This window comes from Roseofilum sp. Guam, from assembly GCF_017746735.1.
Taxonomy (GTDB): domain Bacteria; phylum Cyanobacteriota; class Cyanobacteriia; order Cyanobacteriales; family Desertifilaceae; genus Roseofilum; species Roseofilum reptotaenium.
In genome coordinates, this window is sequence record NZ_JAGHZN010000015.1 from 68,118 (window position 1) to 92,337 (window position 24,220).

General features: G+C 46.8%; 11 protein-coding genes. 7 read left to right on the forward strand and 4 right to left on the reverse strand.

Going from position 1 to position 24,220, the window contains the following annotated elements:
• Positions 1-134 precede the first annotated feature (134 nt).
• Positions 135-7,802 (reverse strand): DUF4114 domain-containing protein, encoded by a 7,668-nt coding sequence (locus J7529_RS07455; RefSeq protein WP_318728463.1) that lies wholly within the window; start codon positions 7,800-7,802, stop codon positions 135-137.
• Between the two features lie 493 nt (positions 7,803-8,295).
• Between J7529_RS07455 and J7529_RS07460 the strand changes: the two genes are divergently transcribed.
• The 5 genes from J7529_RS07460 to J7529_RS07480 all read left to right on the forward strand — a co-directional run bounded on the left by J7529_RS07460 (position 8,296) and on the right by J7529_RS07480 (position 13,585).
• On the forward strand, positions 8,296-8,817 hold the full coding sequence (locus J7529_RS07460) for a photosystem I assembly protein Ycf3 (RefSeq protein ID WP_318728464.1): 522 nt from the start codon (positions 8,296-8,298) through the stop codon (positions 8,815-8,817).
• Between the two features lie 33 nt (positions 8,818-8,850).
• The gene (gatC, locus tag J7529_RS07465) at positions 8,851-9,138 is read left to right on the forward strand and encodes an Asp-tRNA(Asn)/Glu-tRNA(Gln) amidotransferase subunit GatC (protein ID WP_318728465.1); all 288 of its coding nucleotides are present in this window, start codon (positions 8,851-8,853) and stop codon (positions 9,136-9,138) included.
• Positions 9,139-9,308: 170 nt separating this feature from the next.
• Positions 9,309-11,276 (forward strand): bifunctional aldolase/short-chain dehydrogenase, encoded by a 1,968-nt coding sequence (locus tag J7529_RS07470; protein WP_318728466.1) that lies wholly within the window; start codon positions 9,309-9,311, stop codon positions 11,274-11,276.
• Between the two features lie 307 nt (positions 11,277-11,583).
• Entirely contained in the window at positions 11,584-12,426 is an 843-nt protein-coding gene (locus J7529_RS07475) for a lysophospholipid acyltransferase family protein (RefSeq protein WP_318728467.1), read from the forward strand.
• Positions 12,427-12,568: 142 nt separating this feature from the next.
• Positions 12,569-13,585, forward strand: a complete 1,017-nt coding sequence (locus J7529_RS07480) for a ribose-phosphate pyrophosphokinase (protein WP_318698811.1) — start codon at positions 12,569-12,571, stop codon at positions 13,583-13,585.
• A 279-nt stretch (positions 13,586-13,864) separates the two neighbouring features.
• Here J7529_RS07480 and J7529_RS07485 read toward each other — a convergent pair whose 3' ends face one another.
• Positions 13,865-14,296, reverse strand: a complete 432-nt coding sequence (locus J7529_RS07485) for an NUDIX hydrolase (RefSeq protein WP_318728468.1) — start codon at positions 14,294-14,296, stop codon at positions 13,865-13,867.
• Between the two features lie 22 nt (positions 14,297-14,318).
• Positions 14,319-14,762 carry a DUF3531 family protein gene (locus J7529_RS07490; RefSeq protein ID WP_271942549.1) on the reverse strand — a complete coding sequence of 148 codons (444 nt, stop codon included), beginning with the start codon at positions 14,760-14,762 and terminating at the stop codon, positions 14,319-14,321.
• A 360-nt stretch (positions 14,763-15,122) separates the two neighbouring features.
• On the opposite strand from J7529_RS07490, the gene J7529_RS07495 reads away from it, so the two are divergent.
• Complete coding sequence (locus J7529_RS07495) at positions 15,123-17,096, forward strand: heavy metal translocating P-type ATPase (RefSeq protein WP_318728469.1); 1,974 nt, start codon at positions 15,123-15,125, stop codon at positions 17,094-17,096.
• Positions 17,097-17,254: 158 nt separating this feature from the next.
• The gene (locus J7529_RS07500) at positions 17,255-23,368 is read left to right on the forward strand and encodes a Calx-beta domain-containing protein (RefSeq protein WP_318728470.1); all 6,114 of its coding nucleotides are present in this window, start codon (positions 17,255-17,257) and stop codon (positions 23,366-23,368) included.
• Between the two features lie 82 nt (positions 23,369-23,450).
• Here J7529_RS07500 and J7529_RS07505 read toward each other — a convergent pair whose 3' ends face one another.
• A complete protein-coding gene (locus tag J7529_RS07505) occupies positions 23,451-24,200 on the reverse strand; it encodes an ABC transporter permease (RefSeq protein ID WP_413038834.1) in 750 nt (249 codons plus the stop codon).
• Positions 24,201-24,220 lie beyond the last annotated feature (20 nt).

Here is a 24,220-nt window from a genome sequence, read left to right on the forward strand (position 1 = left end):
AATCTGTAGGGGCGAACGGCCGTTCGCCCCTACATGCGTCCTTATCTGTCAACACTATAGCGCGCAGCGCTATAACTTTGGGCCGAAGTCAAGTAAATTTTATTCCCCGCGTAACGCACCAAAATGGGCGATCGCTAGGGTTTCTCTAACCACTTGATTGTAGGATCGTTAACTAAGTAACCTTCTACAAGTCCTTTTTTAGCCCAATTTGCTATTCGGTTGACAGAGAATAGTAAAGCGTCGGGATCTTCGGTTTTCCCTAGACGTAAAAGTTCTTGCCATTCTCGATCCAGAAACTCCTTAACTTTACTAGAATAATTTGGATGTGAGCCAAGATGAATAGGCAAGGCGATGTCTGTATCCTCAAAGAGATTTAATGCACTTTTTTCTGAAGCTGGAAGAAAAATACCATTAGCAGATGAATCAATATCGAACTTACCAAAATGAACAGCATTGAGCATTAAGTAACTATCATTGACCACTTCAATTGGAATGACATGATGTGCTTGATAATCTCCTCGTACCCCAGGATATTCAATTTGTTTGCCTGGAATCTTGGCTGTAGGAAAATTAAGGTTATTTCCTAAGTCCGTAGAATTACCCTCCACCAATTTCGGAGATTTGAGAGTTTTATTTTCACTACTGTTGTTGCCATTATTTCCATCGGAAGAAACATTTGATGAATCAGGATATTGCTTGTATGCAGATTCATCAAATTTGTCAACATAACGAACCTTTATTTTCTCACCATTAGGCTTTTGGATTTCAATCGTTGGCGATCCGCCAGAACTGAAACCACGACCAATAGCCTTACTCCCATCAGGTAACTCAGCAACGAACAGCTTTCCATTTGAGGTTTCTGTACCTTTTGGATTAAAACCATCGGTTAAATCGCGATAATCTTGCCATGCTTCCTCAACGCTGCCATTCTTGTCATACTGAATGGACTTATCATTCTTGGGATACTTTTTAGCATTGACAAGTAAATCATCTACTGAGCCAGGCTTGATCTTGACAGGACCAGGTAACTGAAGTGGTGGATCTTCTTTTTTCTTATCCTCCTTGGCAATTTGCTCGGAAGTATCATCAATCTTCTTAGCAATCTGTTGACTGATATCATCTAAATGCTTACCAGCATCAGCAGCTTCATCATTGAACTTGACAATAATTTCACCAACTGCGGCCATAGTGGGACGTACACCAGGCATCAGGTCGAGAATCCATCCAGCAGCATTATCCATCTGGCTATCAAACTTGCGCCATACACCAGCTAAACCTTCAACGACATCAAGAAGAATCTCTTTCCACTTAGCTTGCTTAAAGATTTTGGCTGCTTGCTTGGTCACATCAGGTCCCAGTTTCCGCAATAATGCTCCAATTGGACTTTTTAGTGCGATTTTAGCAATACCTTTAATTGCATCTCCAACGCCAGGGAACCAGCCAGCTAAAGACCCAAGTAGTTCAACCCAAACTTCGACATCACGTCGGCCACCAACAACAATTTTCCAAAGGGCTAGTACTGTGTCAACAATATCAATCGCTTGACCAACAACAGGAACGAAGCCAAGAGCAACCTTGATCAGCTCAATGGTCACTTGACCGCCAGTAGAGTTACCAAACTTAAGAATTGTATCAAGCAGTTTTTTGCCTTCACTGCCCAATCCATTCAGAAGACTCTGCATCTGATTTTTCAACTCGTTCGCTTTCTGGACAATCTTTCGTTCCAGTTCGCTGCGAGTTGCTGCAATTTTCTCATCAACTCCATTGATCTTGTTCCACAAATTACCCGTCTTATCGCCAAAGAGAGCATCTACAATAGCCGCAACTGCCTTCTGAGTCCGAGGCTCCAACCAGTTAGTAATACCTTTGAGAGTATTACCCATACCATTAATTGCGGAACTAACGCCACCAGCGATCGCATTTACCGCAGGTTCAACAATTTGATTATAGGCATTGAAATTGAACTTAACGCCAAACTTGTCAATGTTAATGCCAAGATCCTTAGTCCAATTAACAGCACCCAGAACTTTCCCCTTGAACTTACCAACCAACTCATTCGCACCACGAACTGCGTTATCGATAGCACTGCGGAAAGAATTGGCAGCATTGGCAATAACCTGATTAATCTCAGCACCAGTCCGATAGGCATTCTTAATCGTCTCAAAGAAATGCCAGACCGCCGACTTCACACCATCTTGAATCCCACCCAGTTGTCCTTTCAACCAACTCCGCGCTTCATTAACTGCTCCCTTGACAGCATCTCGCCCTTGACGAATTAAACGCCGTGCATCCTCTTTGCGGTCTTTAATCCAACCATTGCGAAAATCCCAAATGCCATCAACTGTACCAATTAAACCGTTCGCAACAGAATCAGCTTTACTGTTAATTCCATCAGCCAAACTGTCCACTGTACCCTTGATCGGATTAGCAATATCATCAACCCAGACATTAGCATTATGACGAGCATCATCCAAAGCAGCATGAACCTTAGCCTTCTGCTCGGCATTCATCTGGTCAAGCAACGCTTGCATTTCTTGTTCGTAAACACGCTTCTCGTCTTTCAACTGAGCAATTTTTTGATTCGCCTTAGCTCGTTCCTGAGCCGAAAAATCTCCTAACGCCTGATCATAAATGCGCTGAATCCGTGGGTCGCTAAACAAGGGGCCAGTACCACCGCCACCGCCACCAGGCTTACCCACACGCCATCCAGGAGGGGGCCCTTGCTCGGTTCGAGAGAGTTGATGTTTGAACTTAACAATCAAATCATAGTCAGTCGTCACCCCTTTCGGACTATTGACCCGCAACATATAAGTTCCCGGAATCAGGTCAACCAGAATCTGTTCATCCGTAATTCCCTCGCGCATCGAATAGGAAATCGGTCGATTGCGAACGTCATACAACACCAAATCCGCATCCGCCAACAGATTCATCAACCGCGCATCAATCCGACCCTTGCGAGACAGAGTAAACCGATAGTAATCATCCGGAACCAAATTCCCCACCGTTTCGCCGCTCAACTTGGTCTCAAACGGGTCAGTTGGTCCAAACTCAGGCAATGGAGTCGAGAAGAACCAATCTAAACCACCCCGTCCTTGCTGTTCCGCAATTTGCCGTTGACGTTCCAACTCCCGCAGGCGCTCCTCTTCCTTGCGCCGTTCCTCTTCTTGACGGCGACGTTCCATTTCTTCCCGTAAGCGGCGTTCTTGCTCTTCCAGTTCTCGCTGTTTGCGTTCCGCTTCCAGGCGACGTTCCTCTTCCTCACGAGCTTTCCGTTCCTGCTCCGCTTTCTCCTGCGCTAACCGCTCTTCTTCTTCTCGTCGCTTCCGTGCTTCGTCTTCCTGCTGGCGACGCAGCTCTTCCTCACGCCGCAACCGTTCCTGTTCCTGCTTCCACTCGTAGTTAGGATGATGTACGGGAACATCAATCCATTCCCAGGCAGCAATATAGTCGTAATTTTTGACTCCATTACGATCGCCAATCCACTTATAGTAGTCATAACCCGCATTACCCAAGTAGCGCTGCGCCAGATGACTTAAAGTATCGCCAGGTTTAATTTGGTAGCGATGCCAATCGTAATACTCTCCATTCTTCCAGAACCGCTCCGCATGGGCCCAGATTTCCGGCGATACCGTCTCCGGATTAACCACAGGCATAATCGGAGCAATATAATCATCTCCAGACTCTTCAAAAGAAGTCTCTGCCAGTTCTCGGAACGCCTCTATCTCCTCTGGCGTTAAATCATCCGTATTAAAGCCATCGCCACCCAATAACTCATACTCTGGCGTTGCCCGGTCTAAATTCACCTCATAGCCCAAATCAGCCAGAGAAGCGATAGTCACCGCACTAATAGGCGCATTATCTCCACCCTCAAAACCATTGAGGTCTGCCGTCATAATCTCATCTTGGAAAAGCTGCTCGTGCCAGTGCAAACTCGCCGAACCTGCACCCTGAGTTTCTAGAGAAATCGCATCGGTCAAACCTCCCATGTTTTGGAACTCTTCAACCGCTTTCTTACCGTTGTACCGGGCTAATGATGTACCCGCATAATCCACCAATCCCTTCGCTTCCCAAAGATTGCCAAATCCTAAAGCATGGAGAAACTCATGCTGCACCACATCAAATAGTTGTCCCGACGCTTCCAATTGGGCAATATCAGCAGCATCAAACTGTACCAACGACTGTGCCGGTAACAAGGAACCATAGCGCATAAAATCAATCTTCGTCCGTGCCTGAGTTCCCCCTGCACCATCAAGATCTGATCTGGAAATCTTGATATTAATATCATCAATCACCTTGCCATCAACCACGGCTGACGGTAACCCCTTACCAATCAGAGAAGCAACATTCTTCGCTGCTGCGGCAATAATTTGTTGTTGACTGGCACTCAGAGGACTATCGTACTCTAAATCAATTTGGAAAGGTTCCGATTCCTGACTTTCAAACCCATACATCATGTAAGTGGCGGGATTACCATTCGCCGATTCAATACTGACGACTACTTCATCCGTGGCATTAGCCGGTACTTGTAGAGTATGACTGCCTCGACTTAAGGTTTCAGTCCCCAAAAGTTGACCCGTAGGAGTCAGATACTTAACTGAAACTTCTCCATCCATCACCGTAAACTCAGTTCCTTCCAAGTAATGGCTTTCCACCTGGAAAATATCCCTGGGGTCAATGGCACTCACTTGATCGATAATATCTACGGTTGGAGAAGGCAAAAGTCGAGTCGCTTGTCCAATACTATTACCTCCCGTATCCACTTCCGTCTGTGGAATTCCCGGTAGCGTCGCGGCTGGGTGAGTGGGATCTCCAGGCAGTTCTTTCTCTGGATTCTCCTCAACAATAAAGTTATCCGTAATTGTCCGACGACCCGGTTTCACTGTATACCGTTCCGGTTCCGTCGCCCCAGCAATTTGAATAGCTGCGGCAATATTCAGCAATCCAGAACCCGTTTGAGCATCCCAGTTTTCTTCACTCAAATCGGTGGCAGTGCGCTTGATAATATCAATGACTTGAGTATAGTTAAGTTCGGGATTAGCCGCCCAAACTTGAGACACTGCTCCCGTCACTTGAGCCACAGCTTGACTAGGACTAGCCGTTTCTTCACTCCCCGCATCAGCCAAAATATCTAAGGCCAAACTCACCGGAGAATCATCAGCCCTATCATAAGCTTTAGAAAGGGCAATGGCTTCGCTCGCTTTCTTCGCCCTTCCCACCGTCATCACATTATCAAATTCATCCGAGAGTTTTCCAAGAGCAGAAATTTCCTCTGCATTATCTCCAGCCGTTACCAACACTAAGATGTTATTCTTTTGAGCATAAGTCAGCGCCGCACGTTCTTCTGGCGTAATGTCATAGCGCGGTATGACTTCCCCTTGACTATTGACTTCAGTTAAATTCAGATTCAGAGCAACAACGGCATTCGGTTGTTGAGATTCCCGTGCAGCATCAACAAACTCAACTAACTCTTGTACCCAATTTTCAGAAGCACTATCTTCAATGGTGATTACTTCAGGTTGGGCATTACTATTGATTTCAGTAATGATTTCTTCAGTAGACAAACTGGACTCATCACCTGCCTCAACTTCACCCGCAGACTCTTCAATTACACCCACCAAAGGTTGCTCAGTTTCCGCAAACTCGAATACCGTTGGTTCTTCTTCACCAGACACCCACTGCTCAGTTACCGCTTCCAACCGGTTTACTAACCGAGTCGTTACCGCTTCCTGAACATCAGAAAAGTCTTCAGAGTTCTCGGTTAAGGTTTCCGTTAACGTAGTAATAGTTTGTTGGAGTTGAGAAACTTCAGGCTCTTCACTCTTAATTTCCTCCAGTGTTTCACTGAGGGTTGCCAACCGCACCACCAGTTCTTCCTTCACTGTCGGTTCCAGTTCCACCGGTTCCGTATCCGTATTCTCTCCCTCACTCGTTTCAACACTTTCTTGTTCTTCTACCGCATTTTCCTCTAGAACCTCAGAACTTCCCTCGTTTTCAGTCTCTGTACTCTCCGAAACAACCGCTTCCTCTTCCTCAACCGGCTGATTTTCTTCTGTATCACTCACCTCAGTAGATGCTTCTTCCTCAGCAACCGGATTATTTTCTGCTACGGTAACAGGTGATTCTTCCTCACCTGAGTTATTCTCAACAGCAGGTTCCACACTGTTTTCCCCTTCAGAAGTTTCAGCCTCATCAACCGTTACTCCTTCATCAACTGAGTTATCCTCAACAACAGTAAAGTCACTCTCCTGTTGCTCAACCACAGGTTCTACGCTATTCTCAGTTTCAGAAGCTTCACCCTTATCAACTGTGACCTCTTGGTCAAGGGGTTTCTCCTCAGTTGCGTCACTCTCCTGTTGCTCAACCACAGGTTCTACGCTATTCTCAGCTTCAGATGTTTCACCATCATCAGCAGTTATCGCTTCTTCAACTAAATTCTCCTCTACAACAATCTCGTCCGCTTCCGGTTCTGTGGTATTGTCCAAGAACTCCAGGAGAGTTTCCACATCCTCGACTAAATCTCCCGCGACTTCATCTACCGCATCAGGAGTTACGTAGGGTTTAACATATTCGATAATCCCTTTGCCTAACTCAGTCTCGCGCCAATCTTCTCCTTCTGCAAGCACTTCATCCATCAGCGCTGCTTTTCCTTTGGCTCCCCGAATCTGGAAGATAATATCGTTATAGTCAGAGTCGGTTTTACCATCAATGCGGATATCTTCCATCACGAATGTGGAACCATCTCCAGTAACATCGGCAATTTGTCCCACATGGAAGCCTTCATGGGGATTAGCCGTTACCATGGAGAATAAGGGACGACCGGAACCACCAATTCCTGGATTATCAAAGACTTTCGCTACCGTCTTATTGGGAACCAACATAACGCCGAAAGTATCTCCAGAGCGCATATTAAAGCTTTTTACGCCCAAATATTCCCCAGCATTTTGGTCGCGCTCTCCCAAGTTGCCACTAAATCTCGCCCCTTCATCGGCATCGGAAATCACCACATGACCTTGTTCCGAGTCACTCAAAGCGCGACTAGAAGCTTCCTGAATGAAGTCTTCAGAACCCGGTTCAAATTCATCCATTCCGTCTAGGGAAAAGATTGCCAGTTCTCCCTTATACCCACCTCCATCAAAGATATAGTCAATCTCTACTTGTCCCGTTTCACCGACAGTGAAGATACCGGAGTCAAAGGTAAAATTAGGCTGGGCAATCTCTAAAACTGGGGCAATCTCATCACTGTCTGCATCCGTCTCTTCTACCGTGTCTTCCGAGTTCTCTTCTACACCCGCAGTACCATCTATCTCTGGGTTTTCAACTTCTTCGGGTTCGCTGGAGTTGGCGGAAAAAGCGGAAATCAGTTGCTGCTCGCCATCGGGTTCAATGGTTCCATCACTGTCTAAACTGAGACGCTCTGCACTGTCTTCAGCACCTTTGGGTTCGGGGAGCGAGTCAAAAAAGGGCAGTTCTTCTTCAATTTCTCGGTCAGTTTCGGGGTCTATTGCTGCTTCTAGACTGTTGCTTTCTTCTGTATCATCGGTTTCCTCGACCTCACTAACTTCTTCCAAGTCAGTATCGGGAATGTCTTCTACTTCCGAGGGTTCGGCGCTCTCAAAGTCTAGGTCTTCTCCCCCCAAATCTACCTCTATATTTGTATTACTCGCTTCGCTACCGCCATCGAGATCTATCGGCAATCCTGAAGGGGTAAGGATGGGTTCAAGGATGAAGGTCTGACCTTCCTCGAACTGGGGTTTAGCCGTTTTAGGAGAGTTTTGACCGAAGAAATTTTTGAAGATGCTCATGATGGTATCGATTCACCGGAATCGAGAAAAAAACAGTGCAGAGTGGATTAGACTTACCCCTTTATAGGGTTCTCATTTTTTTCCGCCCATTTTTATGCAAGACGCAACAAATGTTTACATCATTGCTGGAATGATGATGTTGAGACCTCGAAAAACGCCTTCCTAGTCTGGTGTTGATTCAATTAATGCTCTGTTAGTTATTAATCTACGCCTAAATCAAATCCAAATCAATCGTCACATTTACCTGTTTTTTCTGCTGGAGAGAAAAATCAGTAAGGACACTCAATCTGTCGTGAATGAGACAGGCTTTATGAAGATTTTGTGAAATGATATAGGAGTAGATCGTTGGAGCGCAGAGTGATTACTTATACTATACTGGAACAAATTTAAGTATGGGTGGCCTTTTGATGAAGGGCAAGGGCAAAAAGCGAGTATCGTATAATTGTCCATCCTTGTTACAATGGCGAGTTGAAACCCCTTAATCTAAACCGTTATGCCGAGAACCCAGCGCAACGATAACTTTATTGATAAAAGCTTTACGGTGATGGCAGATATTATTTTGAAGATTCTGCCCACGAGCAATAAATCCAAAACTGCCTTTGCCTATTATCGCGATGGGATGTCAGCTCAGGCTGATGGTGAGTATGCGGAGGCTTTGGATAATTATTATGAGGCGTTGAAGCTAGAGGAAGATGCAAACGATCGCAGCTACATCCTCTACAATGTAGGCTTGATCCATGCCAGTAACGGGGAGCATGACCAGGCAATCGACTATTATGAGCAGGCTTTAGACTTGAATCATAATATGCCCCAAGCCTTGAATAATATCGCCGTCATTTATCACTATAAAGGCGAACAGATCAAAGCCGAGGGAGATAATGAGAAAGCCGAAGCATTATTTGATATTGCCGCAGATTATTGGAACCGGGCGATCAAGATGGCTCCCAATAATTATATCGAAGCCCAAAATTGGTTGAAAAATACCGGGCGATCGCAAGGCGAAGTCTTTTTCTAAGTCTATTTTTTTCTGTCATCTTTCACAACCCTTATGCTCGACCAAGAACAAGTTCATAAAGTTGCCCATCTTGCCCGTTTAGCCCTGACTTCGGAAGAGGAAGCCCAGTTTAGTGGTGAACTGAGCCAGATTCTCGACTATGTGGAACAGCTCAATGAGTTGGACACCGAAGGTGTTCCCCCCACCACGCGGGCGATCGAATTAAACAATATCACCCGCGAAGATTTACTAACTCCGGATGAGTTTCGGGAAGCCCTTTTAGACAACGCCCCCGATCGCGATGGCGACTTCTTTAAGGTTCCTCAAATCCTCAGCGAGTAAACTGCTGCTCTCATCCCCCAAGCCCCTTCTCCCCTGAAAAATGGCAAGGTTGGGGATGGGGGGATAGGGGGGGGTTAATCAGAGGATTGAAAGTTGACTGTTAAGGGAAAAACGGTTTACCCATTACCAATTACCGATTACCCATTACCAGCGCGAAGCGCTATTTAATCATGGTAAAAAACTTATGGAATCAGAGCGAAGCCGCTCAATATACAACAGATTTAGAACAAAGAGTTTATACCTCGCGCTTATTAGGAAAAGCCCCTTCCCTCGTCCTCCATGGAGGCGGTAATACCTCCGTAAAAGTCAAAGAAACGAACCTCTTTGGAGAAAAAGAAGACATTCTTTACGTCAAAGGGAGCGGATGGGATCTGGCCACCATTGAAGCCGAAGGGTTTGCCCCGGTACGGATTCCCCACTTGCTGAAATTGGCACAACTAGAACAGTTGTCCGACCCGCAAATGGTCAATGAACTCAAAACCCAGATGACCCGTGCCAGCGCTCCTTCTCCGTCTGTAGAGACCATTTTGCACGCTATCTTGCCCTACAAATATGTCGATCATACCCATGCAGATGCCATTATTGCAGTTACAAATACAGCCCATGGAAGAGAACGGGTAGAAGAGATTTATGGCGATCGCCTGATTATTATACCCTATGTCATGCCCGGATTTGATCTTGCACGAGTCTGTGCCAGGCAATTTGCTCTAGAAGCAGGAGAGCAGACCCTCGGCATGGTACTCATGAATCATGGTATCTTTTCCTTCGGAGCCACAGCTCAAGAATCCTATGAACGCATGATTGAGCTAGTCAGTCAAGCAGAAAGTTATCTACAAAAACAAGGGGCGATTACTTCTATTCCTGAACAGCCTGTACCAGAACCTGCGCCCCTCAGTCATACCCTCGCCCAACTGCGCCATACCCTTTCCAAAACCACCCAATTTCCCGTCATTCTTAGCACCCACCGCAACCCCAAAACCCTCAACTTTGCCCAACGAGATGATATTCAACACATCTCCCAACAAGGCCCTGCAACCCCAGATCACGTCATTCGCACCAAACGCCTACCCCTAGTCGGGCGAGATATTCAAAGCTATGTAGAAACCTATCAAGCTTATTTCCGCGCCCACGCCACCCCAGATTTAACCATTCTCGACCCCATCCCCAGAGTCATTCTTGACCCAGAACTGGGTATGTGTACTGTGGGCAAAACTGTGAAACAAGCCCATATCGTTGCTGACATTTACGACCATACCATCGACATTATCAGTACTAGCACCCAGCTCGGCGGCTATCAGGCACTCTCTGCCAAAGACATCTTTGCCGTCGAATACTGGGACTTAGAACAAGCCAAACTCCGCAAAGGCGGTAAACCGCCCCTGTTCACGGGTGAAATTGCCCTCGTCACTGGCGCAGCATCCGGCATTGGCAAAGCCTGCGTAGACTCCCTGCTCAAGCGAGGAGCAGCCGTTATCGGTTTAGATATCGATACCAAAATTGAATCCCTCTATAACCGCACCGACTTCCATGGCATCACCTGCGATGTCACCGACGAAACCGCCCTCACTGCTGCTCTAGAACAAGCCGTACAGCAGTTTGGCGGCTTAGACATGCTCATCCTCAACGCTGGCATTTTTCCCGGAGGATGCCCCATTGCTGACCTCATGAGTGCTGAATGGCGCAAGGTGATATCGGTCAATTTAGATGCTAACCTTGCCCTCTTACGCCATGCCTATCCCTTGCTCAAACTTGCGCCCCAAGGCGGTCGAGTCGTCGTTATCGGCTCTAAAAATGTCCCTGCCCCCGGCCCCGGAGCCGCTGCCTATTCTGCTTCTAAAGCGGCTTTAAATCAACTCATGCGTGTTGCCGCATTAGAGTGGGGCAAAGACAAAATCCGCCTCAACACCCTCCATCCCAATGCTGTATTCGATACCGGTTTATGGACAGAAGATGTCCTCAATGCTCGTGCCGCCCATTATGGTTTAACGGTGGAAGAATATAAAACCAATAATGTTTTAAAAGTTGAAGTCGATAGCCATTCCGTTGCTGAACTGGCCGCCGAAATGTGCGGCCCCTTATTTGCGAAAACCACGGCTGCTCAAGTTCCTGTTGATGGAGGCAATGACCGAGTGATTTAATGCCAAGACTGATTTCAGGTATGTTGAAGGGCAATGGATCATTACCCCAAAACGGCTTTAAATCAGTTAATTCTCACGCCGTTCATTATGGTTGAACGGTGGAAGAATATAAGACCAATGATGTTTTAAAAGTTGAAGTCGATGTTAAGGACAGAACATAATCGGCTGGAAATTGCCTATCAGGGTAATACTAGTCGGGCAATTGGCAATTTGAAGCAGCAGTTGGTTGACACAGATCAAAAGAGCAGTTAAAGATCGAGATTTGACCTGTGTTTAAAGAAGGCGATCGCCAATCTTCAACCCCCCCATGACAAACAGTCTGCATCAAAAACCCGGAGATGGATGGTCTCTAGATGAACGAAACCCCCAAGTCATTGAATCCTGGATGTCAGTTTGGGGCTGGTTTTATCAGTACTATTTTCGCGTACAAACCGAGGGTTGGCATCATATTCCCAAGGATGAACAAGTCCTGATCGTTGGCTCCCATAACGGCGGCTTAGTCTCTCCAGATATGGTCATGATGATTTATGATTGGTTTCGCCATTTTGGAACACAGCGCCTGGTTTACGGCCTAATGCACCGCCATATTTGGGAACTCAATCCTGGTTTGGCAAAAGAAGCGGTGGCTGTTGGAGCAGTTCGAGCTAACCCGAAAATGGCGATCGCCGCCTTCCAAAAAGGGGCCAGTGTCCTCGTCTATCCCGGAGGAGCGCAAGACGTTTTTCGTCCCCATTCTCAACGGAATCAAATCCAGTTCGCCGGCCGTAAAGGATTCATTAAACTGGCGCTGCGCCAAAACATCCCCATCATCCCCGCCATTTCCTATGGGGCCCATGATACCCTCATGGTTCTAGGCGATATTTATCCCCTGATGAAACAACTCCATGAATGGGGAATGCCTTGGGTTTATGACATCGATCCTGAAGTCTTCCCCATTTATCTTGGACTTCCCTGGGGAATTGCCTTTGGCCCCTTACCCCATATTCCCCTACCCATTCAGATTCATACTCGCATTTGTCCACCCATCCGCTTCCCAACCTACGGACGCAAAGCAGCCAGCGATTTTAATTATATCGAGTCCTGCTATCAGCAAGTTCTTCGTACCATGCAAACCGAACTCGATCAACTCATCACCCACATCACCCCTTAACCCAACCACAACCCAAAATTGTCCCTATTGTTAACCCCATCATCAGCTTTTTGAGCAATTTTTCCTTCCTTAAATCAGTCAATCATAAACTTTTCATAAAAAATACATAATAATAAGCCAATTTCTAATGATAAGATTGCGAATGAGTGCGCTTCGAGGGTTTGTCGTGATCCGTTCTGCGACTTTGGCGATTCAGCCAACGCTACCATCTGTAAATGAAAATAACCGCCTTCGGTTATTTGCTGGCTCTGCTAACTTATTCTTGGCTCAAGAAGTCGCCCGCTATCTAGGGGTAGATTTAGGGCCAATGGTTCGTAAACGGTTCGCTGATGGCGAACTTTATGTTCAAATTCAAGAGTCGATTCGCGGTTGCGATGTTTATTTGATTCAACCGTCAAGCTCTCCGGTCAACGACCATTTAATGGAACTGTTGATCATGATAGATGCTTGTCGTCGAGCATCTGCCCGCCAAATTACAGCAGTTATCCCCTACTATGGTTACGCTAGGGCTGACCGTAAAACGGCTGGTCGTGAATCGATTACCGCTAAATTAGTGGCTAACTTGATTACCGAAGCTGGAGCCAGTCGTGTCTTAGCCATGGATTTGCATTCTGCTCAAATTCAAGGCTATTTTGATATTCCCTGTGACCATGTTTATGGTTCTCCCGTTTTAATTGATTATCTTTTAAGTAAGCAATTACCCGATCTGGTCGTAGTTTCTCCTGATGTCGGTGGAGTGGCGAGAGCAAGAGCATTTGCCAAAAAACTCAATGATGCGCCTTTGGCCATTATTGATAAGCGCCGTCAAGCTCACAATGTGGCTGAAGTGCTCAATCTCATTGGAGACGTGGAAGGGAAAACCGCCGTATTAGTCGATGACATGGTTGATACCGCTGGAACCATTTCTGAAGGGGCGAGAATGCTGCGCGAAAAAGGCGCAAGACAAGTTTATGCTTGTGCTACCCATGCCGTTTTCTCCCATCCAGCCGTTGAGCGTCTTTCTAGTGGCGTATTTGAAGAGGTGATTGTTACCAATACGATTCAATTGCCTGAAGATAAGTACTTCCCTCAACTGCGGGTGTTGTCTGTGGCTAATTTGGTTGGAGAAACCATTTGGCGTATCCATGAAGATAGTTCCGTTAGTAGCATGTTCCGATAAGTTATCGTGCTGGTAATCGGTAATTAGTAAGATTTCGTAGGAGCAAACGGCTGTTTGCTCCTACATTTTTTTGGATAAAATCTGCTCAGTAATACCTTTTCTTGATCATGATGTGCTTAACAAGGAGTCTCATCTCGGTACTCTTACAGCAGTTTCCTCTGCTATGAGGTACATTAATGACGGTTTTTAACGATAGCTAGAATAGCTCAAAGCGCCACCATCCCCCCATCTCCCCATCCCCCCATCACAGCGCAAAGCGCTGTAACTGATTTGATCTGACTACAGATACCCTAAAAATTCTGGGGGAACCACTCGTACTTGTCCAGATTTACAGGCACTAATATTGACCCATAAGGCAGTTTTACTGCGCTTTTTTTCATGGAACGTAAAACGATTTTGCTGATAAAACCTGGGGTCTACAAATTGGGCACGATAGAGTTGGAGAATTTCGTGTCTGGGTTGACTCTGATAAGTAAATAGGCTTTCTATACAGCCTAGATATTCAATTTGGGTTAATTCGGCGTTTAATTCTTCCCGAAATTCCCGTTGAAGTGTTTCGCGGGAGGTTTCGCCCAACTCAACACCACCTCCTAAGGCACGATAGAAGGTGTGGTCTTTATCCTGATCATAGCCTTCAGAGAGGAATAGGCGATCGCCGTCTCTAATCAAACCTAGAGCAATAACCCGAATTTTCGGCTTCTTCTTAGACATGATTGCTGCTACGCTAACACCGCTAATATTGCACAAACGTATCTTGGGTTTCTGGAATCGGCCAATCCGCATTAACGCCACCCATAATCAGAGTTTCAATCGCTACATACTCCTGGCTAAGTTGCTGCAAAGCGTTAATCAGGACATCCAAAGCCAAAGCATCACTGGTTCCCAGATCAAACCAACAGCGTCCCCAATTTCCCTGATATTCTAAGTCTCCCATGTTATGCATTAACGCCATCAAGGAGCGATCGCCTTGTTGATCATCATAGGTCATATAACTGAGATCCAACCCTTCCTCTTGCACTTGCAGATTTTCCGCATTAAATCCACCCAACTTGCCTAAATAATACCAAGCATCAAAGGCTTCTTGCAGATACAGCTTTTCCGCATCACTGGGAACCGTGCTAAATTCCAGCCAGATCCAAACATCAAAAGGATTAAATTCTCGAAATAAAACGTTCATAAATTAATTCAAAGTTAAAAATTGTTAACCGTAGAGGTGGGTTTGGTCCATGACTCATTAACGGGACTTTAATAAAGATCAACACCAAATCAAGCCTAAAATAGCAGGTTATTATAACCTTATTTCATTATTTTTCTTGTTTAAGTCCCGATAAATGCTTATTTTTTGGGAAGGGTTTAAAGTTTATATTCCTTACATAGCATACTTTCTATCCTCTTTTTCACCCCTTGAGTATGGCAGTTTGTCGAAAGGTGGTTACCCATCTTAAGGAAAAATTTTAGATTGGGATGAGGCCAATCGCGATAAAATATGAATAAACGTTCAGATATTCAGGTTATATTTTCACAAAGGCAGGACGCTATGACAGAAGCCCATTCTCACTGCGGTTGTTGCAGCCACGATCACGGTCATCACCACGAAGAAGCCGAGTTTGACCTAAAAAAAGAACTGAAACCGATCTTGATCGCCACCATCCTATTTCTGATTGGCTTGATTTTCAACAAACCTTTACAAAACACCCCTTTTTCTCTGGGGGAATATGTTGTACTGCTTCCCGCCTACCTCATTAGTGGTTGGAGTGTGTTGACGACAGCAGGGCGCAATATTCTCAAGGGACATATCTTTGATGAAAACTTCTTAATGACCATTGCCACCCTAGGCGCAGTTGCCATCCACGAAATCCCCGAAGCCGTTGGCGTAATGCTATTCTTTCAGGTAGGCGAACTCTTGCAGGGATATTCCATTGGCCGTTCCCGCCGTTCCATCAAAGCCTTACTAGAAGTTAGACCCGACAGCGCCAATCTAAAAGTCAACGGTCAAATTCACCCAGTCTCACCAGAATCCGTCAACATTGGGGATATCATTCTGGTGCGTCCTGGCGAAAAAGTACCCCTCGATGGCGAAATTCTCACCGGCACATCCCTAGTTGATACGTCTGCCCTCATTGGCGAATCTATCCCTCGCAGCGTTCGAGAAGGAGACACCGTTCTTGCTGGCATGATTAATCAATCTGGAGTTTTAACTCTTCAGGTAACTAAGCGCTTCAGTGAATCATCGATTGCTAAAATTCTAGAGCTGGTAGAAAACGCCAGTAGCAAAAAAGCAGACACCGAAAAATTCATGACCCGCTTTGCCCGCTACTATACCCCGGTAGTGGTCTTTCTCTCCTTAGCAGTTGCAATTATTCCCCCCTTGCTCATTACTGGTGCAAGTCACGCAGAATGGACATATCGCGCCCTAGTGCTACTGGTCATTTCCTGTCCTTGCGGTTTAGTGATTAGTATTCCCTTGGGCTACTTTGGTGGTGTAGGAGGTGCAGCCAAGCGGGGGATTTTAGTCAAAGGTTCAACCTTTTTAGACGCACTCACCCAAGTGAAAACCGTTGTTTTTGATAAGACCGGAACTTTAACGAAAGGGACATTCAACGTCACCGATGTGATTTCTGACAACGGACTCACCCCCACTCAATTGTTGGAACTGGCCGCAACCGTCGAGTCTCATTCCAATCATCCTGTCGCCCAATCTATCCGTACTGCCTACGGAAAGCCCATTGATGAGACCAGGGTGCAGGACTATGAGGAAATTTCCGGACATGGCATTCGTGCTAAAGTCGGCAATCAGATGGTACTGGCTGGAAACGATCGCCTATTGCATCGAGAAAATATTCCCCATCAGGTTTGTACGGTCGAAGGTACGGTGGCTCATTTAGCTGTCGATGGTCAGTATACTGGACGCATTATCATTGCCGATGAGTTAAAAGAGGATGCAGCTGAAGCCATTCATACTTTACAGGCTCAAGGCATTCAAACCGCTATGCTCACTGGGGACTCCCAATCGGTTGCCGATCGCGCTGCCCAGAAATTAGGACTCAATCAATATAGGGCTGACCTCTTGCCAGAAGATAAAGTCAGCGCCTTAGAAGACTTTTTACATCAAGCCCATCGCACGAAAAGCAAAGTCGTCTTTGTTGGCGATGGTATTAATGATGCCCCTGTGATTGCGAGAGCAGATGTGGGCATAGCCATGGGGGGACTCGGTTCTGATGCTGCTATTGAAACAGCAGATGTGGTTATTATGACGGATGCTCCTTCTAAGGTAGTAGAGGCGATCCAAGTGGCTCATAAAACCCGTCGCATCGTGTGGCAGAATATCATTTTTGCCTTGGCAGTCAAAGGCTTTTTCATTACTCTGGGAGCGATCGGAATGGCGAATCTTTGGGTCGCCGTCTTTGCAGATGTGGGGGTTGCCTTAGTTGCAATTGTTAATGCCAGTAAGTTATCGAGAGAGGAAGTTCTGCCGGGTTTTGTGCTGAATCTGCGGCGAGTTTGGGGTTAAGCTTTGAACTATAGTTGCAGATGTAATTACTACTAAGAATCTATTTTTAACCCCATATCTCCATCCCAGTCTGGAAAACTAGTAAACTGGGATGGAGTCTTATTCTAGTTTTTCCCATGTGTCATTCTGCCGTGCCTTCTACTCCAACCTAACCAACCATGAGTTTAATTGATAACATCACTGCTCAATGGACTACCACTACCCCGATTGGCAATAATAACCACTATCTCAACAACAACTTTTCAGCCGCAGGAAACCCTGTAGCTGGAGCCATTGATGGAGGACCAGTGGAGTATCGAGCCTCCGATGGTGCTGTGATCAATAGTTATAGTAATGGTACAGATGGAGCGAAAAGTGCCCTAGAATTCGGCAGCTATATCTTCTTTACTGGAGACGATACTCAAGGAATTCGGCGTATTGATAATGACTGGTCGAGTAATGTAACCACTTATCAAGCGACAGCAGAGCAAACCGAGTCCATTACTACCGATGGTACATATCTTTATGGGAATGATGATGTTAATCGCGATCGCATCATCAAATGGTCGGTAACCAATAATCCTACTGACTTTAGCCTAACTCAGCAATGGGCGCAAGATGTGGGCACTGGGGGACGGTTTCGCGGCATTAGCTACTTCGATCATAGTGCTGCGGCGGGGGATGAATACATCTACGCCAGCGATGGTGGCGGAGACGGGGGGTTTGCCGAGCGAATTTGGGCGTTTAATGCGGATAGCGGAACGCATACTGCCGTCAACTTTGGTGGGACTGACATTACTGTGCCGGGAACCTCGCCAGGGACGAGTTCTCCAGATCGAGTTTATCAGGCGATCGTCCACGAATATGATGGTCGGAAAACCTTAATCGCCGTCACCCTTGATGCAGTGCATGTTTGGGACATGGATAGTCCAACCACAGTCACCACAGCGACTCCAACAGAAACCTACACCCGAAGTGCAGGTAGCAACCAACTCCTCAGTAATAGTCCTAGTGCATTAAGTGGCGATTTTTATGGTGCAGGAGCAAGAAATGACCAGCTCTTTCTCCTACATGGAACCCAAGTCTCTGCTTATCAACTCGCACAAATTCCTGATATTGCCCTATCTTCGCCTACATTTGCTGCCAGCAACGTCCTCCCAGGCACAACCAACCATCCGCTGTATCAGTTAGACCTAGCCGTTACCACCGCCAACACCCAGCTAACCGGTGCAACCTTCACCACAGGCGGCAGTTATGTTGCCGCCGATATCGTGCCCAATAGCTTTGAACTCTTCTACTCCACGGACACCACCTTCGATGCAGGAGATACGTCCCTGGGAACCCAAGCCGTTGTCACCTCCGGCAATACCCTTGCTTTTACCGGACTCTCCCAAACCATCAACAGTGGCAGCACTGGCACATTATTCCTAGTCGCCGATATCGTCACGGGAGCCACTACTGGTAATACCATCAATATTGCTGCATCCACCCTGAGTGATATCACCTTTACAAGTGGGAATAAAACCGGTACACCTACGGCTGGGGGAATCCAAACGATTACATCCCCTCTCATTATCTCCGAAATCATGTACGACCCCAACAGTACCGAAGATGACTGGGAATGGATAGAGGTTTACAACTCCGGCAGCAGCACGGTCGATTTATCCGGCTATGTCCTCGACGATAATAATAGTCTGGCTCAGGGTTCCGCTAACATCGCCAGTGGTTCCATAGCTGCTGGCACGAGCGCCATCCTTTTCAACGACGATGACCTTGATGCCTCTGACTTTGAAGCTGCCTGGGGAACCGGCATCACCTTCATTGGCGTTACCGGTTGGAGTAACATCGAACTCAACAACACTGGCGAGACAGTCAGTTTATGGGATAGCTTTACCAGCTATAGCAGCGACCATATAGCTCATGCTAATGCCATTGAAACTGTTGACTATAGTAGCGCAGGCTTTCCCGATCCAACGGGAGCGTCCATTTATCTCACTAACCTAACCGCAGATAATACGGTTGGCTCGAATTGGGGAACCAGTACCGTTGGCGGCTCCACTCCCCTCGGTACAGGCTATCTCAGTGCTGATGCTGGCGGAAACAGTGGTAACGATATTGGCTCCCCTGGTGGCACGCTTTCTGCCGTAACCCTCTCCTCCGGCGCTATTTCCGCCGCCAACGTCGCGCAAGGCACAACCAACCATCCCCTCTATCAACTCGACTTAGCCGTTACCACTGCCAACGCACAGTTAACCAGCGCTACTTTCACCACCGCAGGCACTTATGCTGCTGCTGATATTGTTGCTAACAGCTTTGAACTCTTTTACTCCACTGATACCATCTTCGGCAATGCTGACGATGCTTCCCTGGGAACTCAAGCGGTTGTTACCTCTGGCAACACCCTTGCCTTCACCGGACTTTCGCAAACCATTAATAGCGGCAGCACTGGTACACTCTTCCTCGTCGCCGATATCGCCACTGGAGCGACTGCTGGCAATACCATCAACATCGCTGCACCTAACCTGAGCGATATTATCTTCACCTCCGCCAGCAAAACGGGAACCCTCAGCGCTTCCGGAGATCAAGCCTTCGACGCACTTCCCACCATTACTTCCATCACCTCCACCACCACTGACGGTACATTCGGAGTCGGAGGCAATGTTAACGTGACTGTCAACTTCTCGGAAAACGTCACCCTTGCGGGTGGCAACCTTACCTTAAATTTAGATAGTGGCGGAACAGTTACTATTACTCCCTTTAGCAACTCCAACAGTGCATCAGCAACCTACACTGTTGGCACAGGAGAAAACAGCACTGACTTAAACTCAACTGGACTAACCTTAGCGGGTGGCGCAACTCTGCAAGATGCCACGTCTAATACCGTTACCCTCACCATTCCGGGGGGACAGTCTCTGGCGGATAATAAAGCTCTTGTCATCGACACCACTGCACCGGCTGCTCCCTTGACTCCCGATATGACGGCTGCTTCGGATACTGGCAGTTTCAACATCGATAACCTTACCAACGACACAACTCCCACATTCACTGGCACAGCAGAAGCCAATAGTACTATCACCCTCATCAGCAGCGTTGATGGCACAGTGGGAACTACTACAGCAGATGGTTTAGGAAACTGGACTATTACTGCTAGCACGTTAAGTTCAGTAGCTCACAATATCACCGCTACGGCTACGGATACGGCGGGAAATACCAGTAGTGATTCTGGTATTCTTGGTGTTACGGTTGACACGACTGCACCCACGGTGACGGTCGAACAGGCAGTAGGTCAAATCGATCCTACCACGGGTTCGCCCATCAACTACACGGTTACGTTCAGCGAAGCAGTGACTGGTTTTGCCACCAGAGATGCGATATTGAGTGGCACGGCGGGAGCTACGACAGCGACGGTGACGGGTAGCGGCACGACTTACAATGTGGCGGTAAGCGGCATGACGGCTAATGGTACGGTTATAGGCACTTTAGCCACAGGAGTAGCAACGGACACGGCGGGAAATGCCAATGCTGCCAGCACAAGTACAGATAATATTGTCACCTTTATCGCTAATAGTGCGCCGGTTGTGGACTTGAATGGGGGAGCCTCTGGTATAGACTATAGCGCGACCTTTACGAGCGGTGGGGGTCAAGTGGCGATCGTCGATAGTACTAACCTGACAGTGACCGATGATGGTGCTAACCTCACCAATGCTACGGTGAGCATTACTAACCTGCTAGATGGTGCGGATGAAGTCTTGAGTGTCGATACTTCTGGCACGAGCATCAGCTTTAGCTACAATACAGCCACGGGAGTGCTAAATCTCTCCGGTAGCGATACGGTAGCGAATTACCAACAGGTTCTCCGCAGAATAGTATACAACAACACGGCTGCCTCTCCCAATACAACCGCGCGAACCATTGAGTTTGTAGCCAATGACGGCAGCCTGAATAGCACCACAGCGACAACGACTCTTAACATTGCCCTGCCACCCACCGTGCAATTTTCAGCCGCCAGTTACACCAGCGCTGAAAATGTGGGAACCAGCAGTGCGATCGCCCTTACTCGCACAGGCAACACCACAAGTACATCGACAGTACAAGTTAGCCTGACGGGAGGAACAGCAACGGGTGGTGGAACTGACTATACGAGCAGTAGTTTCCCGCTAACTGTGACGTTTAATTCTGGAGAAACCAGCAAGACGGTCGATATTCCGGTTAATGATGATAGCATCGATGAACCGGGTGCAGATGAAACGGTGACGTTTAGTGTGGCGAGTTTAACCAATGCCACCATTGGCAGTCAAAATACAACAACACTGAATATTACTGACAATGACAATACTCCCAACCTATCGATAGCCGACGTAAGCGTAAACGAAAATGCCGGCACAGCCACATTCACTGTTTCCCTTGATACAGCCAGCGCCCAGACTATAACCGTAGATTATGCTAGTAGCGATGGGACGGCAGTAGCCGGAAGTGACTACACCAGTGCTAGTGGTAGTTTAACCTTCGCAGCGGGAGAAACGAGTAAAGATATTACCGTTAGCCTCTCCGATGACAGCTTAGATGAAAGCAATGAAACCTTCAGTGTTGACTTATCCAATGCTAGTAATGCCACTATCAGCGACGCTCAAGGTGTGGGGACGATAACTGATAATGATGGACAACCTAACTTATCCATCAGCGACGTAACCGTAAATGAAAATGCCGGTACAGCAACATTCACCGTTTCCCTTGATGCAGCCAGCGCTCAATCTATTACCGTAGATTACGCCAGTAGCGATGGGACGGCAATAGCCGGAAGTGACTACACCAGCGCTAGTGGTAGCTTAACCTTCGCAGCGGGAGAAACGAGTAAAGCAATTACCGTTAACATCTCCGACGACAGCTTAGACGAAATCAATGAAACGTTTACGGTTAATTTAACGAATGCGAGTAATGCAAGTATCGCTGATGCTCAAGGAAAGGGAACAATAACTGATAATGATGGACAACCGAGTTTATCCATCAATGATGTAACTGTAAATGAAAGTGCCGGAACACTCACTTTTGCCATCTCCCTTGATGCAGCCAGTGCCCAAGATATTACTGTAGACTATGCCAGTGCCGATGGTACAGCCACAGCCGGAAATGATTACACCAGTACCACAGGTAGTTTAACGTTTTCAGCCGGAGAAACCCGTCAAGAAATTACGGTTAATCTGACTGAGGATAGTGCGGATGAAACGGATGAAACATTTACGATTAATTTAACGAATGCGACTAACGCTACTATCAGTGATGCTGAAGGTTTGGGAACCATTATGGATAATGATGTGGCGGTAGTAGCATCTCCATTTCCATCTCCATCCCCGTCTCTAGTAACTCCTCCTTCTTCACCTAATCCTCAAGTTCCGGCTTCTCCACCGTCGAGTTCTCCCGTATCTTTAAGTTGCCCACCCTCTAATCCTCCTGTGGTTTTTCCAGCGCTGAATCTGACAGAAATTACACGGGAAGGAACTGTTTTTGCTGATATTTTGTTTGGCAATAATCAGAATGAAACATTTTTAGGGAGGGCGGATAATGATTGGGTTATTGCTCTGCAAGGCAATGATAACATTAACGGTGAAAATGGGGATGATTGGTTAATTGCTAATCAAGGAACAGATGTGATTGATGGGGGGTTGGGGAATGATTGGATTCATGGTGGACAGGGAAATGATGGGGTGCGCGGGGGGGAAGGAAATGATGTAATATTTGGAGAGAGGGGGAATGATATTGTAGAAGGTAATGATGGCAACGATTTTCTGTCTGGGAATACGGGAAATGACTTTCTCGATGGTGGTTTAGGGGATGATGTTGTCCATGCTGGACAGGATAATGATCGCCTGGCTGGGGGTGAAGGCAATGATACCTTGTTCGGTGATTTGGGCGATGATTGCATTCATGGTAATTTAGGAAACGATTGGCTGCTCGGAAATCAAGGAGATGATGATTTACGAGGACAGGGGGGACATGATAGCCTTTGGGGAGGTGAAGGCAATGATATCTTGTTGGGAGGAGTTGGGGATGATGTATTATTTGGGGATAGAGGCAACGATCTCTTTGTGCTGGCAATAGGAGAAGGAAGGGATCGCATCATAGACTTTTCCGCTGGCGATCGCCTCGGATTATCGACAGGCTTAACTTATACTCAGCTCACCCTAGCCCAAAATGGCGACAATACAATTATTTCTAGCAATAACCAGGTTTTAGCCATCCTAGAAAATGTAATGGTTAACACTCTAAACGAGAACCGCTTTTTCAATGTTGTTTAGGGGTAGAGCGACTTTCTTTCCTAGGGTTACCCTGTACTCTACAACAGTGCTGTATTCCCTATTCCCTAGCGCAAAGCGCATATTAGTCTTGTTGGGTGGTAAACTGACGAGCGCCAACTAGGGAAAGAGCGATCGCCATAACCAGCAGTGCTGGAATAGAATACCAGGGAAACTGACCGATATCATAGGCAGCCGATCGCAAGCCTAACGTAGTATAGGTTAGAGGCAGTAAATAAACAATTCCTTTCAGAACCGTGGGCAGGGTAGATGGATCGAAAAATGTCCCCCCTAAAAACGACATGGGGATAATCAGAAAATTATTATAAAGCCCCACTGTTTCTAACGATTTCACCTGTAACCCGACTAATACCCCTAAGCCAGCAAAAACGGCACAATTAAGGATGATCAAGACTAAAAATAACGGATTTAGAAAACTCCAAAACTTGCCCGTAAATAGAACCGCGACTAAAATCACAGAACCTGAAGTCATTAACCCGCGCACTACTCCCGCCAACATTTTACCCAAATATAACGCCAACGGATGAACGGGCATTAACAACATTTCCTCAAAGTTTTTCGTATAGAGACGTTCCCCACAAATAGAAAATACCGTTCCGGCAAAACTAATGGTCATTGAAGAAAGGGCGACCATCCCCGGTAAAATAAACTCTAGATAGCTATTCCCTATGGGGGGAGTCATCGCTCGGTCGAGGGTAGAACCAAGTCCCAGACCAAAAGCAAGAATATAGATTAAGGGAGAGACTAAGCCAGATGCCGCCACGGGTGCCAGTCTAACCCGCAAATCTAGCCATTCTCCCCATAAAATAGTCATGCTATCAGCCCAGAGGGTGG